This is a genomic window from Desulforhabdus sp. TSK, assembly GCF_022836495.1.
GTDB lineage: Bacteria > Desulfobacterota > Syntrophobacteria > Syntrophobacterales > Syntrophobacteraceae > Desulforhabdus.
Window position 1 is genome coordinate 1 of the sequence record NZ_BQXM01000006.1, and the last position, 20,223, is coordinate 20,223.

Annotated in this window: 20 protein-coding genes, 1 tRNA gene and 1 pseudogene; 7 read left to right on the plus strand and 15 right to left on the minus strand. The window is 55.1% G+C overall.

Annotated elements, in window-relative coordinates:
- Window positions 1-559: pseudogene (locus MWC30_RS05055) on the minus strand (IS3 family transposase); the annotation flags it as partial.
- Window positions 560-633: 74 nt separating this feature from the next.
- Between MWC30_RS05055 and MWC30_RS22870 the strand changes: the two are divergent.
- Complete coding sequence (locus MWC30_RS22870; RefSeq protein ID WP_368860802.1) at window positions 634-1,020, plus strand: thermonuclease family protein; 387 nt, start codon at window positions 634-636, stop codon at window positions 1,018-1,020.
- 125 nt (window positions 1,021-1,145) lie between these two features.
- Window positions 1,146-2,252: a site-specific integrase gene (locus MWC30_RS05060; protein ID WP_244083070.1), complete on the plus strand. Its 1,107-nt coding sequence runs from the start codon at window positions 1,146-1,148 to the stop codon at window positions 2,250-2,252.
- A gap of 103 nt (window positions 2,253-2,355) precedes the next feature.
- Here MWC30_RS05060 and MWC30_RS05065 read toward each other — a convergent pair.
- Window positions 2,356-2,432, minus strand: a tRNA-Gly gene (locus MWC30_RS05065).
- Between the two features lie 275 nt (window positions 2,433-2,707).
- Here MWC30_RS05065 and MWC30_RS05070 point away from each other — a divergent pair.
- Window positions 2,708-3,688 carry a threonine/serine dehydratase gene (locus MWC30_RS05070; protein WP_244083071.1) on the plus strand — a complete coding sequence of 327 codons (981 nt, stop codon included), beginning with the start codon at window positions 2,708-2,710 and terminating at the stop codon, window positions 3,686-3,688.
- 41 nt (window positions 3,689-3,729) lie between these two features.
- Here MWC30_RS05070 and pyrR read toward each other — a convergent pair whose 3' ends face one another.
- Together pyrR and MWC30_RS05080 are read right to left on the minus strand one after the other, a co-directional pair.
- Window positions 3,730-4,287, minus strand: a complete 558-nt coding sequence (gene pyrR, locus MWC30_RS05075; protein WP_244083072.1) for a bifunctional pyr operon transcriptional regulator/uracil phosphoribosyltransferase PyrR — start codon at window positions 4,285-4,287, stop codon at window positions 3,730-3,732.
- 220 nt (window positions 4,288-4,507) lie between these two features.
- The gene (locus tag MWC30_RS05080; protein ID WP_244083073.1) at window positions 4,508-4,849 is read right to left on the minus strand and encodes a hypothetical protein; all 342 of its coding nucleotides are present in this window, start codon (window positions 4,847-4,849) and stop codon (window positions 4,508-4,510) included.
- 328 nt (window positions 4,850-5,177) lie between these two features.
- On the opposite strand from MWC30_RS05080, the gene nth reads away from it, so the two are divergent.
- A complete protein-coding gene (nth, locus tag MWC30_RS05085; RefSeq protein ID WP_244083074.1) occupies window positions 5,178-5,870 on the plus strand; it encodes an endonuclease III in 693 nt (230 codons plus the stop codon).
- A gap of 41 nt (window positions 5,871-5,911) precedes the next feature.
- On the opposite strand, the gene MWC30_RS05090 is transcribed toward nth, so the two are convergent.
- The 5 genes from MWC30_RS05090 to MWC30_RS05110 form a co-directional block, all read right to left on the minus strand.
- Window positions 5,912-6,904 (minus strand): tRNA 4-thiouridine(8) synthase ThiI, encoded by a 993-nt coding sequence (locus MWC30_RS05090; RefSeq protein WP_244083075.1) that lies wholly within the window; start codon window positions 6,902-6,904, stop codon window positions 5,912-5,914.
- Window positions 6,905-6,922: 18 nt separating this feature from the next.
- Window positions 6,923-7,753 (minus strand): ATP-dependent sacrificial sulfur transferase LarE, encoded by an 831-nt coding sequence (larE, locus tag MWC30_RS05095; protein ID WP_244083076.1) that lies wholly within the window; start codon window positions 7,751-7,753, stop codon window positions 6,923-6,925.
- 5 nt (window positions 7,754-7,758) lie between these two features.
- Window positions 7,759-8,973: a homocysteine biosynthesis protein gene (locus MWC30_RS05100; protein WP_244083077.1), complete on the minus strand. Its 1,215-nt coding sequence runs from the start codon at window positions 8,971-8,973 to the stop codon at window positions 7,759-7,761.
- 242 nt (window positions 8,974-9,215) lie between these two features.
- Window positions 9,216-9,674, minus strand: a complete 459-nt coding sequence (locus MWC30_RS05105) for a thioesterase family protein (protein WP_244083078.1) — start codon at window positions 9,672-9,674, stop codon at window positions 9,216-9,218.
- 52 nt (window positions 9,675-9,726) lie between these two features.
- Window positions 9,727-10,833 carry an ATP-binding protein gene (locus tag MWC30_RS05110; protein ID WP_244083079.1) on the minus strand — a complete coding sequence of 369 codons (1,107 nt, stop codon included), beginning with the start codon at window positions 10,831-10,833 and terminating at the stop codon, window positions 9,727-9,729.
- A gap of 246 nt (window positions 10,834-11,079) precedes the next feature.
- Here MWC30_RS05110 and MWC30_RS05115 point away from each other — a divergent pair, with 246 nt between their 5' ends.
- The 3 genes from MWC30_RS05115 to MWC30_RS05125 all read left to right on the plus strand — a co-directional run bounded on the left by MWC30_RS05115 (window position 11,080) and on the right by MWC30_RS05125 (window position 13,084).
- Window positions 11,080-11,865 (plus strand): carbon-nitrogen family hydrolase, encoded by a 786-nt coding sequence (locus tag MWC30_RS05115; protein WP_244083080.1) that lies wholly within the window; start codon window positions 11,080-11,082, stop codon window positions 11,863-11,865.
- A gap of 336 nt (window positions 11,866-12,201) precedes the next feature.
- On the plus strand, window positions 12,202-12,618 hold the full coding sequence (locus MWC30_RS05120) for a DUF5663 domain-containing protein (RefSeq protein WP_244083081.1): 417 nt from the start codon (window positions 12,202-12,204) through the stop codon (window positions 12,616-12,618).
- A 199-nt stretch (window positions 12,619-12,817) separates the two neighbouring features.
- On the plus strand, window positions 12,818-13,084 hold the full coding sequence (locus MWC30_RS05125) for an ogr/Delta-like zinc finger family protein (RefSeq protein WP_244083082.1): 267 nt from the start codon (window positions 12,818-12,820) through the stop codon (window positions 13,082-13,084).
- A 140-nt stretch (window positions 13,085-13,224) separates the two neighbouring features.
- Here the strand turns inward: MWC30_RS05125 and MWC30_RS05130 are convergent, their stop codons facing one another.
- The 6 genes from MWC30_RS05130 to MWC30_RS05155 all read right to left on the minus strand — a co-directional run bounded on the left by MWC30_RS05130 (window position 13,225) and on the right by MWC30_RS05155 (window position 20,141).
- The gene (locus tag MWC30_RS05130) at window positions 13,225-14,001 is read right to left on the minus strand and encodes a YkgJ family cysteine cluster protein (RefSeq protein WP_244083083.1); all 777 of its coding nucleotides are present in this window, start codon (window positions 13,999-14,001) and stop codon (window positions 13,225-13,227) included.
- 43 nt (window positions 14,002-14,044) lie between these two features.
- On the minus strand, window positions 14,045-14,767 hold the full coding sequence (locus MWC30_RS05135) for a YkgJ family cysteine cluster protein (protein WP_244083084.1): 723 nt from the start codon (window positions 14,765-14,767) through the stop codon (window positions 14,045-14,047).
- A gap of 155 nt (window positions 14,768-14,922) precedes the next feature.
- On the minus strand, window positions 14,923-15,183 hold the full coding sequence (locus tag MWC30_RS05140; RefSeq protein ID WP_244083085.1) for a hypothetical protein: 261 nt from the start codon (window positions 15,181-15,183) through the stop codon (window positions 14,923-14,925).
- Between the two features lie 223 nt (window positions 15,184-15,406).
- A complete protein-coding gene (locus MWC30_RS05145) occupies window positions 15,407-16,570 on the minus strand; it encodes a (Fe-S)-binding protein (RefSeq protein ID WP_244083086.1) in 1,164 nt (387 codons plus the stop codon).
- A gap of 78 nt (window positions 16,571-16,648) precedes the next feature.
- Entirely contained in the window at window positions 16,649-18,868 is a 2,220-nt protein-coding gene (locus MWC30_RS05150; RefSeq protein ID WP_244083087.1) for an FAD-dependent oxidoreductase, read from the minus strand.
- 4 nt (window positions 18,869-18,872) lie between these two features.
- Window positions 18,873-20,141 carry a CoB--CoM heterodisulfide reductase iron-sulfur subunit A family protein gene (locus MWC30_RS05155; protein ID WP_244083088.1) on the minus strand — a complete coding sequence of 423 codons (1,269 nt, stop codon included), beginning with the start codon at window positions 20,139-20,141 and terminating at the stop codon, window positions 18,873-18,875.
- Window positions 20,142-20,223 lie beyond the last annotated feature (82 nt).

Sequence of the window (20,223 nt, forward strand, 5' to 3'; positions counted from 1 at the left end):
ACTTATGCAAAAATGCACATCCATCGTGACCGAGACCTCCCAGGAGAGCACGTACCGGCTGTACCAGTCCATCACCGCCACCAGATAGACAAAGCCCCGGTGCATGGGAATGTAGGTGATGTCGCTCGACCAGACCTGATCGGGCCGTACGATTTGAACTCCCTTCAGCAGGTAGGGATAGATCCTGTGTTCGCTATCCCCCACGCTCAGTTTGGGTTTGGGGTAGATCGCCTCGATCCCCATGATCCGCATGAGGCGAGCCACGCGCTTGTGATTGACAGGGTAGCCCTTCCGATTGAGCCAGGCGGTCATGCGACGAATGCCGTAGAAGGGGGTCTCCATGTACTGCCTGTCTATCAGGCGCATCAACTCCGTTTCGAACCCGGACACATCCATGGGTTGGTAGTAGTAGCTGGAGCGAGGCAGCCTCAACAATTCACACTGCCTGCAGACCGGGATCTGCGGATGATCCGGCTCTATCCGCTCTCTCTTTTCATTTGTCGATAAGGCCAGATTTTTTTTTGAGCCAATCGAGTTCGACCTTCATCTGCCCTACTTGCCCTTTAATTTTAACTTGGACCGGAACGGCACTTCCACATTTAGTTCTCTTTCCAGTTTTCGGGGTACATTATATTGATTCGCTCTGGGCATGCCTGGGTCTATCGGCAGTATTGCACGCGGCCCGAATGCAAAGCATGGGAGTTCATCGAAGCCAAGGCGAAGGACGAAAAGAACGGCCTTTGGTCCACTCCCAATCCGACACCTCCATGGGAATTTCGGCGCAACGCTCGGGAATCATCGACAGCCACGCCAACTCCTCGGCCTTCGGTTTCGGCGGCAGCAATTGAGAGTCCATCGGTTCAGTCGCAGGGGACCGCCTACCATGGGAATGTGCGGAGCCATGTGTTTCATGGGCCAGGCTGCAAGGACTATGACTGCAAAAACTGCACGCAAGTCTTTACGTCCAAGGAAGAGGCTATGAAAGCTGGCTACAGGCCTCATAGTGCGTGCGTGAATTAGGCAGCGCACTTACCCCAAGAATAGGTTCCGGGAATACAGGGTTTTTCTCCAGCCTTCCACCGATTCCGGTGGGAGTGGAATGCCTTGATGATTTGACCCGACGGTCAGGACTGTGAAGGGCTGAGATGCCTCCCAAACAACGCCACAATAGCTACTCCTTTGATGAGTACCGCGACCGCTGGGTCATCCGGTATTGGGATGCCTCAGGAAAACGCCGTTTCCATACGATGCCGGAAGGATCTACCGAGGAGGATACGATCAATGAGGCAAGCGCCCTTGAACGCAAAGCTGCGGCCGGGGTGCTCACGGCGGATCGCGGGGCTCCGACGCTCGGTGACGTATGCGAGGATTATTTGGGGACAGTACAACCCGATATTCGGCCATCGACACTGAAGATGTACCGGGGCTATGTCACAAATCATATATTCGAAATAGGAGCGATTCCCATAACGAGGATCACCTACGAGGTGCTTGAAGGATTCAAGCGAGAGCGCCTCGATGTAGGCGTAACGCCTGTTACCCTGCGGAAAATTCTCGGTTGTCTGAAGCGCATCCTAGATCATGCCGTACGCCGAAAGTTCATCGAGCACAATCCCATTTCGTCACTACAGATGCCGAGGAACCAGAGCGAGCCAAATGATGACGATCAAATCATGGTACTTCAGCCCGATGAAATCCACGCCTTGATCGAGGCAGCCAGAGAAGAACGCGATAAAACCCTCCTGCTCACCGCCGCTCTCACTGGTGCTCGACGAGGAGAGCTTTTCGGACTTCAGTGGTCAGATGTCCTATGGGATCATGGCCAGATATTCATCAGGCGCACCTACAACCATGATTCTTACTATGACGTGAAGAGCTCAACATCCAGGCGCCGTATCGATGCCGCCCCCGAGCTGCTGTCGCATCTTAGGGCCTGGAACCTCCAGTGCTGGAAGACGGATGATAACCTGGTGTTTCCTGGCCGCACCGGTCAACCGATTCATGCCTCTAACTGGCAGAGAAGGGTGTATGCTCCTCTGTTCAACACCACGGGATTGCCATACCGACACTTCCACTGTTTCCGCCACACCTACTGTTCAATGCTGATCGAGTTGGGAAAACCGCGCCAGTACATCAAGGAGCAGCTGGGGCATGCCGATGAATCACTCATTGATCGAGTCTATGGCCATCTCATGAAGGATCGTCACCCAGAGCACGCTCAAGACCTCGGGAAATTTCTATTTGGGAAATGATACGAAGAGCGATTTTTGAAATTAGGCTCAGCTAATATGGCGCAAATATGGCGCAGAAAACAAAGAAGGGGATAGGCCTTCCGGTCTATCCCCTTGATTTTTCTGGAGCGGGAGACGGGCTTCGAACCCGCGACCCTCAGCTTGGAAGGCTGATGCTCTAGCCAGCTGAGCTACTCCCGCTCAAAGTGGAATAGTCTTTAGCACGAGTTCCGGAGCATTTCAAATGAAAAATGAAAATGCGACCGGCTGGGAATCGGTCCAAACACCTGCCAGCAGTGTGGGCTCCTTCTACATCTCCTGGCTCAAAAGGGAATTCTGGTATATGATCATCCCGCCGGGATGAGTTGCTGCTGACGCGCGAAGTCTTCTGCATGGAATGCGATCCTCGGGCGAATAATCCTGGGCAATGGGTGGCAGGTATCCTAGAAAACGTCTGTACGATAAGAGGAGGGAATATGAACCGGCATTATGAAGATTTGCTGTCTCAGGTGAATATGCTGGAGGTCTTTAAAGCGCGCCGCGTTGTGGAGCAGAGGCTGAAGCCCACTCACATGACTTACTACAAAAGGCTTTCGGATGAGCTCGGGACGCACATGTATGTCAAGCACGAAAACCACCTTCCGACCAATTCCTTCAAGGTTCGGGGTGCAGTCAATTTCATGGCGCACGTATCCGAAGACATTCGAAAGCGGGGAGTCATTCTCTCCACCCGCGGCAATCACGGGTTGGCCGTTGCCTGGGCAGCTCAGGAACAGGGCATCTTCTGCAACGTCGTCGTGCCGGTGGATAACAACCCCGAAATCAATGCCACCATTCTGTCCTATGGCGCACAACTCATCGAGCACGGCAGCGACTTCTACGAGACTCAGGATTACTGTGAAGAGTTGGCCGAAAGCACCGGCATGTACTATCTTCGCCAGGGCAACGAACCGCACCTCATCAACGGCATCGCCACCATGGGCCTGGAGATTTTCGAGGAGGTTCCCGATGTAGATGTCATCATCATGCCCATCGGAGGAGGGACGGGCTGTGCCGCCCTGGCAAAAGTCATGGAGGGCATCAATCCCAGAGTCGAGCTCATCGGGGTTCAGGCCGAGCGCATGCCGTCTTTTTATGAATCCTGGCGTCAGAAGAAGAAGGTGACCGTTCCCGGCGCGGCTACTATTGCCGAGGGACTGGCGGCACGGTCGGTTTTCGAAATTCCCTTCATGATTTTGAAGGATCGCATCACGGATATTGTCCTGCTGACTGAAGATGAGCTCCTTGAAGGCGTCCGCCTGGCCCTGCGCTATACTCAGAACCTGGCCGAAGTCGCCGGAGCGGCGTCCCTGGCTGCAGCATTCAAGATCAAGGACAAACTGGCCGGCAAGAAAGCCGTGACCGTGATGACGGGGGGAAACCTCGATCTGAGTCGCTTGAGCCAGGCTGTGAGCTGAAGCCTCTCCTCGGACCCGCACGCCTGGGAGCAATCCGTTTCTCAGGAAGGTTCCCGCAGACTTTCTATGACAACACGGTCCTCTCCGTCTTTTTCCTGGAGGAGCACATTGACCTGTTCTTCCAGGAGCGTCTGGAGCTCCTTTCCGATAAACTGGGCACAGATGGGCAGTTCCCGGTGCCCGCGATCCACCAGCACGGCCACCTGAATGTGCTTGGGGCGGCCATAGTCCATGATGGCATTGAGGGCCGCTCGTATGGTTCGGCCTGTAAAAAGTACGTCATCCACGAGGACCACTTCGCGGTCGTCGATGGGGAACGGCAATTCAGTAGAACGCACCAGGGGCTGCGTGTGCAGCCGGGTCCAATCGTCCCTGTAAAGATTGATGTCGAGCGTTCCCACTGGAACGGAGATCCGAAATTGATCAAAGATGATGCGCTCCAGTCTCCTGGCCAGGTAGACTCCCCCCGTGTGGATTCCCACTAGGGCCAATTTCTGGGAATCCATTTGTTTTTGCTTTACAATTTCTGTGGCAAGTCTATCCAGGGCTTTTTCGATCTCTCGGGATTCCATTACACAACGACCGCCGGGTTCTGTCATGATGCGTTCCTGTCTTTTCAGAATTCAGTGCCGATGGAGACCAAAAGACGGGCCCCTCTCATCCCGCTCCAGTGAGCGCATGCCGGGTACCGCCAAAAAAGATCAGGGCGGAAGCGCTTGATGGCCTTCTGCCCTGACGGCATGTGTTCTCGTGGGCTACTGCGCCGGGTGAGCCTGCCGGTGACCCGCGTGCCCAAAAGGAAATGTGAAACAGGCGCTCCTAGAAAAGGCGTTTTACCCAAACCAGGCTCAGGTGGGTATTGATGTCGTACTTGCAGAAGCGTTCGATCATATTGACGTCAGCTGTCTGCTTCAAAGCCAGCAGCCGATCGAAATCCTTTTCGATGACGATGTTGCAGAAGTCCACCGGAATGGATCGCACAAAATCGAGCTCCTCTTCATTCCACAGTTCATTCGCAATGTCCCCGACGCCCATTTCCAGGGCATGATTCCCGCACACTTTATAGCAGGCACCACAGTTGCACCGGTGGATGGAATCGAAATCGTGTGGAACCGGATGCCCATTTTCACAAAAGGGACAAACGATGATATGCGTGTTCATGGGCTGCTTTTCCCCCAGGAATCTGTTGCGGTTTCTTTTGAAGTGGCGCCTCGTTCTTTCATCATAACCTGAGAGATCCCTAACTTCATTTAAGCTGTGGAGTAAACCTTTGATGTTTGTCTCTATCATTTTGTCAAAATTCCTGTCCATTGGGGGCCACACGTCGACCAGTGCTGCAAGACTGGCTCCTTACCGCTTCGTATACGTATATTAAATCGTTTCTTCTTGAAATCCAATGATAACTTTGACATATAAAAATGACAATTTCGTGGTGACGATGTGCTCCAATCTATTATTATTTTTGCATCCGAAGCGGGATAATCGACCCATGCCTCCTAAAAAGACCGTCAAGCATCGAAACGCGCTCAGCCCCCCCGCAGAGCGGATCCATGCCATTCTTAGTCTCCTCGATGAACATTATCCCGAGGCCCGGTGCTCCCTCGGCTATGAAAGCCCTTTGCAGCTCCTCGTCGCCACGATTCTCTCCGCTCAATGCACGGATGAGCGTGTCAATCATGTCACCCCGGGATTGTTCACGAAATATCCATCGGCCAAAGCTTTTGCGGAAGCGTCGCTGGAAGAGTTGGAAGAAGACATCCGGTCCACCGGCTTTTTCCGGAACAAGGCGAAGAACATTCAGGCGTGCTGCCGCATCCTGGATGCGGAGTATGAGGGGAGAGTTCCCGCCGATCTGGACATCCTCGTCAAGCTGCCGGGAATCGGGAGGAAGACGGCCAACGTGGTGCTGGGAGATGCATTCCATATCCCCGGCATTGTCGTCGACACTCATGTCGCCAGGGTGTCGCAGCGCCTGGGACTGACCGCCCACAAAGACCCGGTCAAAATCGAACAGGATCTCATGTCCCTCATTCCCCGGGAACGCTGGACAGACTTTTGCCACCAGCTCATTCAGCACGGCAGGAAGATTTGTCAGGCCAGAAAACCCAGGACATCCATCTGCCCTCTGAATCCTCACTGCCAATACGCCATGGAGCATGACGACGGCGGCGTATCCCCCTGAAAGAGCCGCCAAAGCCCCTCACACGGCTGCACCAGCGGTTCCTACAGCAAATATTGCTTCATCTCTTCCTTGCGCAGGTTGTTGGCCTCAGTCACCATTCCCGTTTTGCCGGCGTGCTTCCATTCGACTCTCACGGCCCCCTCCAACGGGGCGTCACTGTAGGAGACGACTACCTTCGCCGCCAGCGACAGCGCTTCAGTCTCCGGGGTCAAATGGAGCAAAACCCCCAGGGGACCGGGATGGTCCAGGACTCGCAGGACCACTTCTTCAGGCCCGGCGAGGGATCCCAATCTTTCGTTGTCCGTTTGCTGCCGTCCTACTGCCAGGAAAACCCCGCCAGGAAGGAGTAAGTGGCGTCCCCATTTGAGCAGCTCTATTTCCCTGGCACCCGCATCAGGGTAAAGAGTAAACAATTCCCGGAGCTTCCGGGCAAACCCCTCTTTGGTGAGCATACAGCCACCGCCGGGCTGGGGATAGACTTTGATTCCGTAATGCCTGGCGAGCTCGATCTGCCTTTTGCGGGAGCGACCATTGATATCCAGAAGTCGCTCGCGGTCCACCTTCCCTTCGTTTTCCACAAGCGTCGGGGGCAGCAGGCGCGCGCTGAGGGGACGCAGGATGCGGCCGGGGTATCCCGAGAGCTTTTCGACGCTCCTCAACGAGTCGCGGCGCTGACTCATGGGGCGCTGCCCCAGGACTTCTCCCGTGAAGAGGAAATCCGCCTTCATCTGTTCCATCAGCTGCCCGGCTTCCCGGAGCATGAGGGCATGGCAGTCGATGCAGGGATTCATCTGGCTGCCGAAGCCGTAAACGGGGTTTCTCAGCATCGCCAGATGCTTATCGGTCAAATCGATGACTTGAACCTCGATCCCGGCCGCGCGCCCTGCATCGATGCCTGGCTGCCCGGAGAAAAACGGTGTGCTGAAGGTCACGCCCAGGAGACGAAGATCTTGTTCTTGCAGTACTTTTACCGCGAGGATGCTGTCGAGACCTCCCGACAGAAGCCCAATGCCTGTTGCTTTGCTTTCAGTCATAAATTCCTTGCTCATTCGTTAACCGTTCATTTTGTCCCAACAGCCGCTTCGATAACCCTCCAGGTCCAGGCTGATATGAAGAAATCCCAGCCCCTGGAAGTGGCTGAGGAGCTCTCCTCGGACCTCGTCCTTAAGGATCAGAGGAAAGTCAGGGGGAGGGATTTCGATGCGGGCGAGGTCGCCGTGGCAGCGGACTCGCACCTGTCGGCATCCCAGATCCCACAGAAAGGCTTCGGCTGCTTCAACCCTGCGCAGAAGGTCAATGCTGAGGGGCGTCCCATAAGGGATGCGTGTGGCCAGGCAGGACTGGGAAGGAAGGCTCCATGTTGGAAGCCCTGCCAGACGGCTCATCTCACGAATATCATCTTTGTGGAAGCCCGCGGCAGCCAAAGGGCTGAGGATTTCCATTTCCGAGAGGGCTTTTCGTCCCGGCCTATAGCTTGCTGCATCACTGGCGTGACTTCCTTCCACCACGACAGGATAACCCAGGGCCCGAGCCCTGGACTTGATTCGGGACATGAGCTCCTTTTTGCAAAAATAACAGCGCAGGAGCGAATTCTCCCGCACAGAAGCCACGGCGGTGGGGTCGAAGGAAATGACCTCCAGCTGAAGCCCGATCTCAGCGGCTGTCGTCCTGGAGCCTCTGCATTCTTTCGTGGCGGCGAAGGGAGTTTCAACCCAAAGGCCGAGGACCTTCTTCCCCTGCATCCTGAGTAGGAGCCAAGCCAGCAGCGTGCTGTCCACTCCTCCTGAAAAGGCAACGGCAAGGGAAGGGTAGGGTGACAGCATCCCCTCCACGACCTTGATTTTTTCCTCAAGGTCGGAAGGGATGCGAAGGGGTTTCGGCATGGAAATCAATCTGTCGAAGGATTTTCGAAACTGCGAAGGACCGACTCGGGAATACCATGACGTTCTCCCGATGCGGTGGGCAGAAGGTGTTGGGGCTCTCCCAGGGAAAAAGTCCCTTTTTGGATCCAGTCCTTCAGAAGTTCTGCGATCTCCTTTGCACGCACATAGCTCGACAAAGGCACTGTGGGCAACTCTTTTCCTTCCACCGTGATGCTTCCAGAGCGCAGCTGTGCATACGACACTTCGCACAAAGGATCGGGTCGCGTGAAGCTGTAATCCTTCACCTGGGTTACAATATCTTCGTCGGATACACCGGTATAATAGGCCATCTCTTCATCGAGTATGGGAATGGGAATGCCCACTCCCAGGGAGAGGGAGCAGCCATAGCCCTGCAGGCTGACGCCCAGCACCCAACGCGGTTTCATTTCTTTGAGATCCCCCATGACCATGAGGGTGCCGGCCGGTCCGCGGGGGACCCCATTGGGCAGGCGCGCTGCATTGGGATTGTGTTGAGAGCCCTGCCACGTGATGTACCCTTGGGCACCTCCCAGAAAAATGCGAGTCCCCAGGCCCAGAGTTCTGTAGTAGGGGTCGTTGAAAAGGGGGCTCAACTGCCCGGAAGTGGAATAGTTGGCATTTCCCAGGCGCGGCTTCAATGTGCCCATGTAGGTGAAGATGGTTTTCTGGGAGAGGTTGACGGCGCAATTGTAGTTCTGGTACGCGTTGCGTGGATTGCAGAGCACCGCGTAGGGCAGGTCTGCAAGGGTAACGGTCATTTCCACCTGGCGCCGGGGGTAGCAATCCGTGCCGTAACCCTCGGCGCGCAGCTGGACGGACTTTCCGCTTACCAGATCATGGAGGACGTGTCCTCCTCCGTAGTCAAAAGAGCCCGGGCGGATCTTGTTGAGGGGGTCGTCGAAAGCCGGCTCTGTCGCTCCGATAAAGAGATCCACGGCTGCCAATCCTCCATACGCGGGCACATCGTTGAGCCAGACTTTGCTTGCCTTGATGGGGGGCTGGGTGTGGCCAAAATTGATGAAGGCGCCGGACGAGCACATGGGAGCAAATGTACCGGTCGTTACCACATCCACCTCGCGGGCGGCTTGAACAGGACCTTTCTTTTTCACGATTCCGACCATTTCTTCAGCCGTAACGACAACGGCTTGCCCTTTCCGGATTTTTTCATTGATCTCTTGATACGTTTTCTGTACTGCTCCCATAATCTTTCCAACCTTTTTTCGCTCTGTCCGAGCCTACCTTATTGAACAGTTGCTTCAGGACGATTTGGACGATGAGACAACCTGCGAAATCCATTCCAGGCTGTCTTCTGCCGATATGGAACCTGGCCGGAGTCCCGTCATACTTTCACGAGGGTTCCGGTCCATATTCGCCGATTTTTTTGGAGAGTCAATAGTGCCCTCTCCGGTAATGGTCCCTGCCGGCTTCCGCCAGTGCCCACGGGTCAGGGCTGCCGCACGGGCGGCAGGTAAAGGGCAAGGGCGTCGAGCAGTCTTTCGGGGAGATTCCTCGAATGCCAGGATCGGTCTATGGAGACCATGGTCACTTCACCATGAGCGATGACGAAATCCCCCTCCTGGGGGTGGAAATAAAAGCCGAATGTCAGGGCCTTTTCGCCAATACTCAGAACATGGATCGCCATGCGAAGCGTTTCCCCGTATCTCACCGGCCGATGGAAGCTGCAGGAGGCATGCACGATGGGGAGTCCGAACCCCTTCTCCTTGTTTCTGAAGATTTCCTCGGGTGGAATGCCGAGATGCCGGAAGAATTCTTCGATGCCTTGGTGAAAGTACCTGAAGTAAGCCGTAAAGTAAACGACGCCATAGGGGTCTGTGTCTCCGAGATGGATTGTCGCGAGAGTTTCGAAGCTATTGCCGGGAGGTGCTTTGACAATGGTCGCCATCCTTTTAAGTACCCTCCATTCTTTTCCTCGGGGATGCCTGGCTTCGTCCTGCTCAATGGGTCTTTAAATCCGTCCGGCCGTCGGCCTGCCGCATTCTTGCAATCCGCTCTTTGGCAATCCTCTTGTAAGTCTCCAGGAAATGAGCGGGCGGTGTCGTTCGTTCTTCGTCGGGCTTCAGCCGCAGGTGGATCGCCTCTTCGGGGCACGTGGACACGCAGAGGCCGCAGCCGATACACCTTTCTGGAAGCACGCTGGCGGCTTTCTCCAGCAATTCTACCGCATCCATCTGACATCTGGAGACACAGGTTCCGCACAGAGTGCATGCATCGGCATCGATGGAGGCAAAATAATTGGAGGCCACATAGTGCGCCGGATCCGGGAGCTTCTTCAGGTTCTTGAGAATCTGGCAGCAGCATCCGCAGCAGGTGCAGATGTTGATGACTTTCTGGGCGTTGGAAGGCTGAAGAACCAAGCCACTCCGTTCGGCGTTCTCGAGAATGTTCAAGGCCTCTCCCTGACTGATGAAACGACCGAGGCCGTTTTCTTCATAATATTCCGCTCCCGTTCCAAAAACCAGGCAGGACTCCATGGGCTTGTCGCAGCCTTCTCCTACCATCTGGTGCTCCCTTCGGCAAATGCAGGGAGCGACAAGAATTTTTTCCTGTTCCAGAATGATATGGTGTGCCTGTTCATATGGCATGACCGCCTGTTCCACAGAGATGGCCTTGGAGATGGGAATGGTGCGGAGCTGCGGTGTTTTGAGCCGGTTGATCTTTTCGAAAAAATAGGGCAGATACTCGTTCATGTCCTGAATGAGCTCCGGCCTCAAATCGTTGACGTGGTATTCCCAGATACCGATCACGAATTGAGCGGCCATGTATCGGGGTTCATCCCCTTTGCGAATGCGGAAGATGAGGCCACGCCTGGACATGGCCTCCAGCTGAGGCGCGAGGGCTTCGGGATTCTGCCCGGTGCGCTTGGCGATCTGTTCGGGGGTTTCGGGGCGGAGAGAGAGGCTCAGGGCGAGTGAGGCTTCCTGGGGAGTGAAAAGTCTTTGAAGTATGCGCAGTTCCACCCCTGTAGGGGTCCGGGGAAAACCCGACGGCAAACGATCCAGGTGTGTTGCCAGTAATTCATAAACATTTTGATTTTCTCCCATGTTTCCTCCCTTGAGGTCGTGTTTGCGCGTGTTTATCGGAAGCCCGCAGGAAAGAGTATTCCTTTGGTTCACTTCATGCCGACGACGGCCGGGGCAATTTTGTTGACTCAACCAATCATGAGAGCGCAGGGGTAGCCGCCTCCGCACCTTGTGAATTTAATCCCTCTTGGCTGGTAAAATCAAATTGTAATCGGAAAATTGAATGTTCAATGGTTTTTTTGAATTGTCTTCCAAAGGGGCGTCGCGATGCAAGATTTCGTTGCAGGCTGTTGCCAGCTGAATGTCATTCCCGGAGATATCCAGCAGAATATGAAGCAAGCCGAGTACTGGGTGTCCACAATGGCGCAAGCGGGATGCCATCTCCTTGTCCTTCCCGAGATGTGGTCCTCCAGCTTTTCCTTTTTGAGACTGGATGAAGTGGCCGGGGCTACTCCCATGGTTCTCGAATACCTCAGGGCATGGAGCCGGCAGTACCAGATGGTCCTGGTGGGAAGTCTGCCTGAAAAGGAGGAAGGCAGCATCTTCAACGTTTCGTATGTCATCGATGACGGCGTGCTGGCTGGGAGTTACCGCAAAATCCACCTGTTTTCCTACAACAGAGAGCATGAGTATTTTGAGGCAGGGAAGGTGCCTGTTGTCTGTGAGACCCGTGTCGGGCGTCTCGGCATCATGATTTGCTATGATCTGCGCTTTCCCGAACTGGCCAGACGCCTTGCCCTCGACGGGGCTGAAATCCTTTGTGTCTCTGCCCAATGGCCGGTGGAGCGCCTGGATCATTGGTCTTTGCTGCTGCGCAGTCGGGCGCTTGAAAACCAAATGTTCGTTCTGGGCTGCAACGGCTGCGGAGCGGAAGACAATCTGCATTATGGAGGCGCTTCCGCCCTCGTTTCTCCGACCGGAAGCGTGCTGGCCGAGGGGGGCTCTGAGGAAACGGGGATACGGGCCACCCTGGATCCGGCATCCATGCTGGCATTCCGTGGTCAAATTCCCTGCTTTGCGGACAGGCGGTCATCGGCTTACGGTGCTTTCTGATGCCTCTGGCCGGGTGTTGGAGGGGGGTACTGTTGACTTAACCAACTGTCATTCCGGCGAAAGCCGGAATCCATGCGAATAAAGGCCTTCTGGACCCCGGTTTTCACCGGGGTGACGTTAAATCAAAACATTGGGGAGGCGGGGATGCTGATGTCCGGGCGACCGCACTAGGGGGAAAAAGATAGCCCCCGGTGCATTGCAATGCTATAGAAAAATGCTTAGTTAAAAAATGCACAAAAACTGCAGGGGTACGGCTGCCCTTGTCATCGTGAGCTTTGATGTATCGAGAGGCAGAGCCGTTGTTGCAAATGATTCTAATGAGAGGATGAAGAAGTGATGCCGCAGAACGAGACACCTACCATAGAGCCCAGAAACGCCGGCTCTTCAGGCCCTGTTCGGAACCCTTACATCGTCAATTTTTGTAAGGTGCTGGTGGAGAAGAAGGGGGCAAGCCTCGAAGGGGACGCCCTGAAAAAACTGCTCAATGACATGTACCGCCTTTTTGAATGCATGCTGGGTCAGAACATGATCGAAGCCCTTCCAGCAAAGGCAAAAGAAGAATACACGAAGGCCTCGGAGGATCTGAGCAAGCTATCCTACGAAAAAATTGGGGAGATTTTTGACAAGAGTATTCCCAACCATGAAGAAGTGATGAAGGGTACTATGAAACAGTTTGCTGAAATTTTTATGAAAAATAAAGATTTCGACGTGAAGGATTATCCTGTTCCCCTCGAGGTACTCTCGGATTCTTGAGTGGGCTGGGCAAAAATTGACCGGGATATACGCATTAAGGACTGAAAACCTCATTTTTGTAGGAGCGGCATCCTGCCGCAACTTGCTCGCCATCGCGGCAGGATGCCGCTCCTACAAAAATAGGGATCCATCGAATCGAAACTATTGCAACGCATCGAATATAAAAGGCCTCGTTTCGAGGCAAAAAAGGAAAAAGCAAATGGAAGACGCTAAGACAATATGCCCTCACTGTGGGAAAAAGATGAGCAAGTGGCGGACACCTCCCTTTTCGACCTGGAGTGCCGAGTTCCTGTATGTCTGCTTCAACGATGAATGTCCGTATTTTGTCAGAGGGTGGAAGCACATGGATGAAAGCATGCAGCACAACTGTTCCTACCGGCACCGCTACGATCCTGTCTCGGGAACAACCGGGCCTCTGCCTGTTTGTTCCGATGACGTGGGAAAGCTGGATATTATCGAGGAATGATGGAAGACCTTCCGGGTGATGCAGAAATAAGCATCCACCCTCTCAAAAATGGGGGACGGCATCTTGAAGCGCCCCCATTTTTGTCTCTTTGCTTTCCGACGCAACCGGATGCCTGGAGCGCGGGCGTCCCGGAGGCTGGTTCATCGCCCCCGAATTTTGAGGACCGGTTCATTGCAGAGAGAAAATTTCAGCCACAGGAAAGCGAGCTCCAGCAACGCATCATCACTGTCGACCACTGCCTTCGCCATCCCCTCCGGAAGGTCAAAAAGATCCAGGAACCGCCCCCCCAGCACGAAATCCAGAAATTTTTCCATGTTATAGCTCGCCAGAAAAAACATCTGCTGTTGTTTTTCCGAGATTCCGTTTTCCTGCAGCAATTTCGGGTGGGTGATGATCTCCATCCATTGATTGTTGAAGTGGTGATATTGTTCCAATCCCTGATCCTGAGTCCATTCCTGGACGGACCATGCGCGGGATTCCTCAAACCCCCGGCAGTGCGCCTCATGCAGCACGAAATAGTCTTCCTGGACGGTTCCATGCAAGCGGTGCATGCGTGAAGCTCGAGCTACGGGATAGATCCTGCAAGCCGCGGGGCGGTCCGGGTAGACCTGACACCCTGATGCCGAAACGAAGGGACAGGTCTTGCGGGGATTGTCCTGCATTCGAAGGTAAATCATGGGGAGATTGCGGCGTACGTCCAGTTCGGTGTTGGTGTGCTGATCCAGGAAAGTCCTCGCATCCAGCCCAAGGTGATTCTTGAGGCGCAGGATATCATAAGGAGTGAGAAGCAGCTTCAGATCACGGCAACATTCGGTGAAACAGGGAACCCCCGGATGGCAGGCGAACTGAAACTGCCCGTTTTCCAAAGGCTGCAGCATCTCTTGAATGGCATCGGGGGCCGTCTTTTCGAGGGACATGGTTATTCCTTGTGGCTGTGTCGGAGAAAGGGAACGTCACCGCTCAAATGACCTGATAAAGCTCATCCATTTGACTGCGAATGTAGCGGAAGGCGAGTCTCAGCATCGCTTCGTCGTCTTCCTTCACCTGGCGCAGCAGTTCGTCGTCCAGTTCATAAAAGGCCCTGAAGCGAGGGTTGTCGAGCATTTCTGCAAAGCGATCGAGATCGTAAGCCAGGAAAAGGAGCTTGCCGAGTCCTGCATCCATGGCAGCCCCAGGCTTGAAGCTGGGGGGTAGAACGGAGTGGAAAAGACGCTCCATTTCTTCATAAGGCCCCACGCCCTGAGTATCCAACCACTCACGAACCGTCATGGTGTTTGGCTCCTTCAGCCCCTTGCACCGGTCGCTTCCGACGATCATCTGATACTCACCCTCCCTGGAAGCGAGGTCCAGGGGAAACATGCGGCAGGCCCAGGGCCGATTATTATACACGCTGCAGCCGTCCCTGGTCACAAGCTTGCAATAGAGTGTGTCGGGGCTCATATCGAACTGGACCACGGGAATATTCGTAACACGTGCCAAAAAATGACGCGTGTATTTGGCGAGAAATTTCCCGGAACCGATTTTCAGGGAGCGCCGAAGGCGAAGCACGTCGTACGGTGTCAGGTAGATATTCACGTCCCGGCAGCATTGAGTGAAACAGGGGAGAGTGTCTCCACAGGCAAAGTGAAAGGTGCTGGTGGGGGTCAGGACAGGTTGGTCTTGGGCGGATGCATTTGGGCACATATGAATCCTCGATGATTTAATTTCAAGACTGTACGGCTACTGCGGGAAGCGACGCTCATGGCCAATGGTTGAAAGCGGCCCATTCGCCCTGCTCTGCGTGCTCACTGTGATGGACGGCAAGGAGCATGTTTTGAAGGCGACCTCGGGCAGGGTCGTCACTGGTCCAGGAGGGCCGCCTGAAAATTCTTGAAGTTGGGGTTCCCCTGCAGCAGCTTTTCCACGACGGAAAAGGCCTGAGGATCGCTGCAGGCAATGAAGTTGCAGTTACATTTGCGCTGGCATTTCTTACAAATATAATCTTCGTCCAGCGGGGTCCCACAGGAACAGACCGGCTCCATGACGAGTTCTCCATCTTCCCACCGGGCGATAAGGTAATCCTGTTGGTGCTGCTTCAGGATCTCAGCGGTTACGGGCATGCGGGTATCGCTCCTTCCTTGAAAATAGATGAGCAATGAAGGGTGACGGATGGGAAGTGAAATCCACGTTCCCAGGTTTCATCGTTCATTGCTCATGTAGTGTTTGGTGAAATGGGGGTCGCCTTCACTCCCCAACCTTCTTTTGGCGGAAGAGCGCTCCGACCTCCATTTCAGCCGTGTGCGTGGACCCTGCTGATGGGGTGTTATAGCCTTGATCAACTCATCAGGGAAGGGCCGCTGCCAGAAGCTCGGAAAGCTCCGTAATCTCCAAATCATCTTGCTTGTCCAGGCTCTTGCATGCGTCTGTTAACATATTGACACAGTATGGGCAAGCGGTCGTAAGAACTTCCGCACCCTGAGCCAGGGCGTCGTGGATGCGCAACTCCCCAAAGCGCTCGCCCATTGCGGCTTCAGCCCAGATGCGCCCGCCGCCACCCGCACAGCACAGGCTCATTTCCGCGCGGCGTTGCATCTCACGCGGCTCCACTCCCGGAAGACTGCTCAGAAGATTCCGGGGGAGATCGTAGATGCCGCTGTGGCGTCCCAGGTAGCAGGGATCGTGGTAGGCGACCTTTTTCTCGAGGCCTTTGGGGAAGGAGAGCTTCCCTACAGCCACCAGCCCTGCCAGCAGCTCCGTGTAATGGATCACTTCCCACTCACCACCCAGCTCGGGGTATTCGTTCTTGAAGGTCCACAAGCAGTGGGGGGAAGTCGTGATGATTTTTTTCACGCCTTTGCTGTTGAAAAGCTCGATGTTGGACTGAGCCAGCTTGGTGAAGAGCTCTTCGTCACCGACTTTACGCATGCTTTCACCGCAGCAGCTTTCCTCGGCGCCGATCACACCAAAGCTCACCCCCGCATGCTTCAAGAGCTGCGTGATGCTTTTGGCGATCTTGGTGCTTCGAGGATCGTAACAGGAATGGCAGCAAACGAACAGGAAGTACTCCGTATCCGGGCCGAACTGCGGTACGTCGAGGCCTTTCTGCCAGTCCGTGCGCTTTTCTCTGGGGCCCGCCCATGGATTTCCGTTGGCATGAGCACTCCCCAGGATGGGCCGCAGGCCGGCCGGTGCCATGCCTGCACCGACGAGACTTGCCCGCATGGCGCGCACATTGTCGACAATCTTTACGCCGCGGGGGCAGTTGGTCTGGCACATGCTGCAAGTGGAGCAGGCGAAGAGCACTTCTTCATCTTCAAAGCCTTCCATGCCCATCTGACCCAGGCGCTGCATGTACCGGATATTGAAGTTCTCACTGGTCGATCCCGGGACGAGGCGCCATGGACAGAGATTGGTACAAAGCCCGCACTGCATGCACCACGAGAGGGATTCACCCCCCATCGAGGCGATATAGTCCCTCATTTCCATTGAAACAGCTTTTGGTTCCATATGTCATCACTCCTTGAAATCTGTGGAGAGTCGGCAAATCTGAGCTGCCATCCTCTTCGGACCGGTTCAGCCGCTCGCCTAGTAGCCTTTGTACGGGTTGGGGCCAACCTCTTCCAGCCGGGCCGAAAAATCATCCAGAATCTGGGGCAACCGATGGTAATCCGTGATGGAAATCTGCTGCAACTGCACCCGGTCGCTTTCCAGAACGAGGCGATTCAATGTCTCCTGGATCTTGCTCATGCGGATGTTGGCCAGTTCGCTGCCCTTGACAAAATGGCATTGATAGTCGTCCCCATGCTTGCAACCCAGCAGCAGGATGCCGTCAATCCCTTTGGAAAGTGCATCGGCGATCCAGACAAGGTTCATGGAGCCCAGGCAGCGGACGGGGAGAATGCGAACCCAGGGATTATAACCCATGCGGCGAATGCCTGCCATGTCGAGAGCGGGATAAGCGTCGTTTTCGCAGGCCAGAATGAGAATCCGGGGCTTTTCATCATATTCGTCGGGGACCTGGATGCTCTTGATGATATTGCCGATCATACCGACGGAGTAGTTCTTGAACGAAATGATGCGTTCGGGACATGCCCCCATGCAGACGCCACACCGGCGACAGCGGGTGGGATTGGGCAGAGGATTGCCCTTTTCGTCTTCGTTGATGGCGCCGAACGGGCATTCTTCCGTGCACCGCTTGCACTGAGTGCATCGCTGCATGAAGAATTCCGGGTAGCTGAGATCCCCCGCACGGGGGTGAACAGCCTTACCCTCGGATACCATTTCCACGCACTGGATGGCCTTGAGGGCCGCTCCCGTTGCGTCGTCCATGGCTCGTGCGTAGTCCATGGGAGCACGGACAGTCCCTGCGGGGTAAATGCCGGTTCGTCGCGACTCGTACGGGAAACAGACAAAATGCGAGTCGGGGAAGCCGTATTTCAGAGCGGGAAGCTCAGGACCCTGGCGGTATTGAAGGTTCAAAATGTTGGAAGCCAGGATGGTGTCGGCGGGGACTTCCGCTGCTTCTTCCCCTTCCTTGGGTGCCGTAGCTCGACTCGGTTCGCCTAAGGCGGTGGTGGGAACCATGCCGTTGGCGAGAACCACCAGCTCCAGGGATTCGGACATGATGGGAGAGCGCGTCAGGACGTCGTCGGCAAGGACCATGAGTCCGCCGGATCCATCATCCTCAATGCCCGTCACCGTTCCACGGACAAAGAAAGCTCCGTCTTTCTGAAGCTGCTTGTACAGGAGCTCGTAATTGCCGTTGGCGCGGATATCCTTATAAAACAGGTAGACCGCTGCTTCCGGATTGGCTTCTTTGAAATATTTGGCCTGCTTGAGGGATTCTACGCAGCATGCGGCTGAGCAGTAAGGCAGGTGCTCGGGATCCCGGGAGCCGGCGCAGAGAATGAAGCCGACGGAGTTGACCGGCTGGCCGTTGGAGGGGCGCTGTACGTTGCCGGATTTGAACATGGTTTCGAGGGCCCCGGCCGTGATGACATCGGGGAACTGCCCGTAACCGAGGTGTCCGAGCTTCTGGGGATCGTACTCGACGGATCCCGTGGCCAGGACGATGGAGCCCACACGTTCCTGTACCTGGCCGCCGTTCTGAGAGATCTGTACATCGAACATGCAGGGTGCCCCCGAAATCTGACTCACCTGGGCTCCCGTGTAGACCTTGACGCCCGGCTGGCTGGACAGTTCACCGACCAGTGCCTCGAGGTCGAAGCTCTGCAGCTCCTCATAAGGCGGTTGGGAGGGAGGCAGCTTGAAGACATTCTTCAAGTATCCACCGAGCTGGTCGCTCTTTTCCACCAGGACGGTTTCATATCCCGCCTTGGCTGCTTCTCTGGCAGCGGTGATCCCGGCCAGTCCTCCACCCACGACGAGTATGCGCTTGCTGAGGTTTTCAGCCTCAAAGGGCACGGGAGGCAACGTCTCCGTGGCCTTGACAATGCCCATGCGGAGAAAATCCTGGGCCATCATCTGGGTGTCTTCGTCGTTGGCGGGGTGAGACCAGATCACCTGCTCGCGAAGGTTGACCCGCTCCACGACCTTGTCGAGGGAAAAATTGAAGACATCCGTCATTACTCGGGGAGAACAGGCTGCTATGACGGCGGTGTCGATTTCGCCCTTATCAAAATCCGACTGGATGAGATCCCTGCCCTCGGGGCTGCATAGAAAGGAATGCTGTTTGCAGACCGGCACACTGTAATCGGATGAGGCCACCTCGGCCAGGGCTTCCATGTCGAGTGCATCACCCAGTCCGCAGCCTGAGCAAATATAGACCCCCATTTTCTTTTCCATTGAGCTACCTCCTGCATGTTGCCTGAATGGCCTTGAGAGCTGCCGCCGTTGCATCCTGGACACTGGACGATACATCCACAGGGCGTTTCACGCATCCTGCGCCGATGATCCCTGCCGTGGGTTGTGTCGAAAGGATGAATCCGTTGTCGTCATAAGAGACATCTGCAGGGACTTTCCCGGATGCAGAACTGGGGACCATACCCGTAGCCAATACGACGAGGTCATACTGTTCCTTGAGAATCTTGCCGGTGGCTTGATCTTCCACCTGTACCGTCACCATGCCTGTGGCAGGATCTTCGGTGATCTCACCGGCCTTGCCCTTGATGAGGGTGACGCGCTCGTCGGCCTGAACTTTCATGTAAAAGTCTTCGTATTTGCCGAGAGCACGAATGTCGATGTAATAAATGGACACGCTCGCTTGGGGATTCTGTTCCAGAAGGTAAGTGGACTGCTTCAGAGAGGCGAGGCAGCAGATTCCCGAGCAATAGGGGAGATGGTTTTCATCCCGGGAGCCTGCACACTGGATGAAGGCGATCTTCTGGACTTCTCCGCCATCGGAAGGGCGGGTGATTTTGCCGCCGGTAGGGCCATTGAAGGCAGCCAGACGTTCCATCATGACATTGGAGATGACGTTCTTATGCTTGCCTCCGCCATAATAGATGATCTTCTCGGCGGCATACGGCTCCCAGCCCGTAGCCCAGATGATGGCGCCTACCTTGAGATCGAACTGTTCAGGCTGCATGGCGGTATCGATAGCGTCGTACGGGCAGGCCGCCTTGATCTTCTCGGCTTCGGGTGTCCCGATGACTTCAGGAGCCAAAACATAGCGCATGGGAAACGCAAATTCATGGGGGAGATAGGCTGCCTTCACCTTATCGAGACCGTAGTTGAAGACATTGGAAATTTCTGTTTCAGCGGCCGATGCGCAGAGGCCGCAGCCGGTACATTTTTCATTGATGTAGCGAGGGCGAGTTTTAATGACTACATCGAAGTTGCCTGCCTGGCCCTCGATTTTTTCGACTTCCGCCATGGTGAAAAAACGGATGAGCGGATTGCCCTTGATGCGGCGGAAGTTGATCTCCAACCCGCAGTTGGGAGGGCAGAGCTTGGGAAAATACTGATTCATTCGAGCGACACGTCCGCCCAGGTAAGGCTCTTTTTCTACGAGGTAGACCTGGGACCCTGCTTCAGCGGCTTCGAGAGCGGCGCTCAAACCGCTCATGCCGCCTCCTACCACCAGAATACTCCGGTTTCCGTTCAGCGAATCGGCCATAAATTTCCTCCATGGTCTGTTTTCATACTGGTTGTGTAAAATATATGGCAATGCATTGCGGTGTCTCTATCCTGCAGATTTG

What these genes read in the sequence shown, in the direction of transcription:
- MWC30_RS05125 (WP_244083082.1), top strand. Translation starts at nt 12,818, where the DNA reads ATGGAAGACGCTAAGACAATATGCCCTCACTGTGGGAAAAAGATGAGC.
- nth (WP_244083074.1), top strand. Translation starts at nt 5,178, where the DNA reads ATGCCTCCTAAAAAGACCGTCAAGCATCGAAACGCGCTCAGCCCCCCC.
- pyrR (WP_244083072.1), bottom strand. Translation starts at nt 4,287, where the DNA reads ATGACAGAACCCGGCGGTCGTTGTGTAATGGAATCCCGAGAGATCGAA.
- MWC30_RS05060 (WP_244083070.1), top strand. Translation starts at nt 1,146, where the DNA reads ATGCCTCCCAAACAACGCCACAATAGCTACTCCTTTGATGAGTACCGC.
- MWC30_RS05155 (WP_244083088.1), bottom strand. Translation starts at nt 20,141, where the DNA reads ATGGCCGATTCGCTGAACGGAAACCGGAGTATTCTGGTGGTAGGAGGC.
- MWC30_RS05090 (WP_244083075.1), bottom strand. Translation starts at nt 6,904, where the DNA reads ATGACTGAAAGCAAAGCAACAGGCATTGGGCTTCTGTCGGGAGGTCTC.
- MWC30_RS05120 (WP_244083081.1), top strand. Translation starts at nt 12,202, where the DNA reads ATGCCGCAGAACGAGACACCTACCATAGAGCCCAGAAACGCCGGCTCT.
- MWC30_RS05150 (WP_244083087.1), bottom strand. Translation starts at nt 18,868, where the DNA reads ATGGAAAAGAAAATGGGGGTCTATATTTGCTCAGGCTGCGGACTGGGT.
- larE (WP_244083076.1), bottom strand. Translation starts at nt 7,753, where the DNA reads ATGCCGAAACCCCTTCGCATCCCTTCCGACCTTGAGGAAAAAATCAAG.
- MWC30_RS05080 (WP_244083073.1), bottom strand. Translation starts at nt 4,849, where the DNA reads ATGAACACGCATATCATCGTTTGTCCCTTTTGTGAAAATGGGCATCCG.
- MWC30_RS05070 (WP_244083071.1), top strand. Translation starts at nt 2,708, where the DNA reads ATGAACCGGCATTATGAAGATTTGCTGTCTCAGGTGAATATGCTGGAG.
- MWC30_RS05105 (WP_244083078.1), bottom strand. Translation starts at nt 9,674, where the DNA reads ATGGCGACCATTGTCAAAGCACCTCCCGGCAATAGCTTCGAAACTCTC.
- MWC30_RS05135 (WP_244083084.1), bottom strand. Translation starts at nt 14,767, where the DNA reads ATGTGCCCAAATGCATCCGCCCAAGACCAACCTGTCCTGACCCCCACC.
- MWC30_RS05145 (WP_244083086.1), bottom strand. Translation starts at nt 16,570, where the DNA reads ATGGAACCAAAAGCTGTTTCAATGGAAATGAGGGACTATATCGCCTCG.
- MWC30_RS05110 (WP_244083079.1), bottom strand. Translation starts at nt 10,833, where the DNA reads ATGGGAGAAAATCAAAATGTTTATGAATTACTGGCAACACACCTGGAT.
- MWC30_RS05140 (WP_244083085.1), bottom strand. Translation starts at nt 15,183, where the DNA reads ATGCCCGTAACCGCTGAGATCCTGAAGCAGCACCAACAGGATTACCTT.
- MWC30_RS05130 (WP_244083083.1), bottom strand. Translation starts at nt 14,001, where the DNA reads ATGTCCCTCGAAAAGACGGCCCCCGATGCCATTCAAGAGATGCTGCAG.
- MWC30_RS05100 (WP_244083077.1), bottom strand. Translation starts at nt 8,973, where the DNA reads ATGGGAGCAGTACAGAAAACGTATCAAGAGATCAATGAAAAAATCCGG.
- MWC30_RS05115 (WP_244083080.1), top strand. Translation starts at nt 11,080, where the DNA reads ATGCAAGATTTCGTTGCAGGCTGTTGCCAGCTGAATGTCATTCCCGGA.